General features: G+C 53.2%; 1 protein-coding gene. It reads right to left on the bottom strand.

Features of this window, described 5'->3' with window-relative positions; translation table 11 throughout:
• Nucleotides 1–209: 209 nt before the first annotated feature.
• A partial coding sequence (locus tag NKJ06_RS35935; protein ID WP_352812645.1) for a hydantoinase B/oxoprolinase family protein occupies nucleotides 210–547 on the bottom strand: 338 nt, incomplete at its 5' end.

Below are 547 nucleotides of genomic sequence, written 5' to 3'. Positions count from 1 at the left end.
CTCTTGCCATTCTCGTCGATGACATGGATGCCGTCCCCACGCTCAATTACCAATGGGCCAGTGCGCTGTTGGTTGGCAAGATTTGTGTATGGATGGATCAGCGCATGCTTATCCAGATCCGTAAGTGACCTGTTCTTGTCGTGCATTTGGCCTCCACAATTCCCGGCCGAGCGCGCATAACCAACTGCGGACGGGAGCGAAATCTTGTGTCACAGTGTTGATTTGTAGCCGTAGTCTTGAAGTGCGCCGTCGACGGTAATAAAGCCGTCTGTGATATCGTCTTTGACTGCGTTTCTATCGCGTTGCAAAGCATCACCGTATCCGCCGCCCCCACCGGACCGGCAAATGATCAAATCGCCAGACTTCAGCTTGATGCCATTAGCTTTCAGGCAATTGATTTCTCCTGCTGCGGAGGATTTTACGATTACCGATGGCGGACGTCCATGCTTGCCGCCGAGGAGACCCCATGCAGGTGTAACAGACCTTTCCCACCAGAAGCCGGCAGCGCAATTATCGGACAGCATCTCGTAAGTCTTGTTTATGCCGC

It is taken from the genome of Mesorhizobium sp. M0293 (genome assembly GCF_040321735.1).
Taxonomy (GTDB): Bacteria; Pseudomonadota; Alphaproteobacteria; order Rhizobiales; family Rhizobiaceae; genus Mesorhizobium.
This window is presented reverse-complemented; position numbering and strand designations above follow the sequence as displayed.